Below are 2,848 nucleotides of genomic sequence, written 5' to 3' on the forward strand. Positions count from 1 at the left end.
AGAGTGTTCCCAAGTAGCAGCGTACTCGTGAAATTCGCTGTGAATCTGGCGGGACCACCCGCTAAGCCTAAATACTCCCTGGTGACCGATAGCGGACTAGTACCGTGAGGGAAAGATGAAAAGTACCCCGGGAGGGGAGTGAAATAGTACCTGAAACCGTGTGCCTACAATCCGTCGGAGCCTTTTGGGGTGACGGCGTGCCTTTTGAAGAATGAGCCTGCGAGTTAGTGCTACGTGGCGAGGTTAACCCGTGTGGGGTAGCCGTAGCGAAAGCGAGTCTGAATAGGGCGCTTGAGTCGCGTGGTCTAGACCCGAAGCGGTGTGATCTAGCCATGGCCAGGGTGAAGCGCGGGTAAGACCGCGTGGAGGCCCGAACCCACCAGGGTTGAAAACCTGGGGGATGAGCTGTGGTTAGGGGTGAAAGGCCAATCAAACACCGTGATAGCTGGTTCTCCCCGAAATGCATTTAGGTGCAGCGTCGTATGTTTCACCGCGGGGGTAGAGCACTGGATGGTCTAGGGGGCCTACAAGCTTACCGAAATCAACCAAACTCCGAATACCGTGGTGTGAGAGTGCGGCAGTGAGACTGCGGGGGATAAGCTTCGTAGTCGAGAGGGAAACAGCCCAGAACGCCAGCTAAGGCCCCTAAGTGTGTGCTAAGTGGGAAAGGATGTGGGGTCGCACAGACAGCCAGGAGGTTGGCTTAGAAGCAGCCACCCTTTAAAGAGTGCGTAATAGCTCACTGGTCAAGTGGTCCTGCGCCGACAATGTAGCGGGGCTTAAGCACACCGCCGAAGCTGTGTCATTCAGTCTTAGGGCTGGATGGGTAGGGGAGCGTCGTGTAGCGGTTGAAGCGGCGGAGTAATCCAGCCGTGGACGCTATGCGAGTGAGAATGCAGGCATGAGTAGCGAAAGACGAGTGAGAAACTCGTCCGCCGGATGACCAAGGGTTCCTGGGCCAGGCTAATCCGCCCAGGGTAAGTCGGGACCTAAGGCGAGGCCGACAGGCGTAGTCGATGGACAACGGGTTGATATTCCCGTACCCGTGTGAACGCGCCCATGACGAACCTTGTGATACTAACCGCCCGAAGCACCAGCGAAGGCCCTTCGGGGTCGAGCTGACTGTGGAGCGCGGGATCTGAACTTGTAGTAGTCAAGCGATGGGGTGACGCAGGAGGGTAGCTCCGCCAGTGAGTGGTAGTACTGGTGCAAGCGTGTAGGCCGTCTGGTAGGCAAATCCGCCAGGCATCAAGGCTGAGACGTGATGCGTAGCCGATTGAGGCGAAGCAGAGTGATCCCATGCTGCCGAGAAAAGCCTCTAGCGAGTGTTCATGCGGCCCGTACCCCAAACCGACACAGGTGGTCAGGTAGAGAATACCAAGGCGATCGGGCGAACTGTGGTTAAGGAACTCGGCAAAATGCCCCCGTAACTTCGGGAGAAGGGGGGCCGTAGCGCTTGAAGCCTCTTGCGGGCTAGGGCGAGACGGCCGCAGAGACCAGCGAGAAGCGACTGTTTACTAAAAACACAGGTCCATGCGAAGTCGCAAGACGATGTATATGGACTGACGCCTGCCCGGTGCTGGAACGTTAAGGGGACCGGTTAGTCCGCAAGGGCGAAGCTGAGAACTTAAGCGCCAGTAAACGGCGGTGGTAACTATAACCATCCTAAGGTAGCGAAATTCCTTGTCGGGTAAGTTCCGACCTGCACGAATGGCGTAACGACTTCTCGACTGTCTCAACCGCAGGCCCGGCGAAATTGCATTACGAGTAAAGATGCTCGTTACGCGCGGCAGGACGGAAAGACCCCGGGACCTTTACTATAGCTTGGTATTGGTGTTCGATTCGGCTTGTGTAGGATAGGTGGGAGACTGTGAAGCGGCCACGCCAGTGGTTGTGGAGTCATCGTTGAAATACCACTCTGGTCGTATTGGATGTCTAACCTCGGTCCGTGATCCGGATCAGGGACAGTGCCTGGTGGGTAGTTTAACTGGGGCGGTTGCCTCCCAAAGAGTAACGGAGGCGCTCAAAGGTTCCCTCAGCCTGGTTGGCAATCAGGTGTCGAGTGCAAGTGCACAAGGGAGCTTGACTGTGAGACTGACGGGTCGAGCAGGGACGAAAGTCGGAACTAGTGATCCGGCCATGGCTTGTGGAAGCGTGGTCGCTCAACGGATAAAAGGTACCCCGGGGATAACAGGCTGATCTTGCCCAAGAGTCCATATCGACGGCATGGTTTGGCACCTCGATGTCGGCTCGTCGCATCCTGGGGCTGGAGTAGGTCCCAAGGGTTGGGCTGTTCGCCCATTAAAGCGGTACGCGAGCTGGGTTTAGAACGTCGTGAGACAGTTCGGTCCCTATCCGCCGCGCGCGTAGGATACTTGAGGAAGGCTGTCCCTAGTACGAGAGGACCGGGACGGACGGACCGCTGGTGTGCCAGTTGTTCTGCCAAGGGCATTGCTGGTTGGCTACGTTCGGAAGGGATAACCGCTGAAGGCATCTAAGCGGGAAGCCTGTTCCAAGATGAGGTATCCCACCCTTTGTGGGTTAAGGCCCCCAGCTAGACCACTGGGTTGATAGGCCAGAGATGGAAGACCGGTAACGGTTGGAGTTGACTGGTACTAATAGGCCGAGGACTTGTTACAAAGACGCTACGCATCCACTGTGCGGTTCTGGAAGAACAACCAGAACCGATCGAACCCCCGCTGTTCGGGGTTTTGGGTTGTGAATTCCATAGTGTTTCGGTGGTTATAGCGTTGGGGAAACACCCGGTCCCATTCCGAACCCGGTAGTTAAGCCCTTCTGCGCCGATGGTACTGCACTGGTTACGGTGTGGGAGAGTAGGTCGCCGCCG

At 56.8% G+C, this 2,848-nt stretch carries 1 rRNA gene and 1 other annotated feature (1 of these 2 cut by a window edge); the gene reads left to right on the top strand.

The window, feature by feature from the left end:
* Positions 1-2,638, top strand: a sequence feature (most likely nonfunctional fraction of RNA operon); it begins 1,630 nt to the left of the window's first position.
* 96 nt (positions 2,639-2,734) lie between these two features.
* A 5S ribosomal RNA gene (gene rrf / locus FXN61_RS47555) occupies positions 2,735-2,848 on the top strand; the annotation flags it as partial.

Origin of the sequence: Lentzea indica (assembly GCF_012184385.1) — a bacterium.
GTDB classification, from domain to species: domain Bacteria; phylum Actinomycetota; class Actinomycetes; order Mycobacteriales; family Pseudonocardiaceae; genus Lentzea; species Lentzea indica.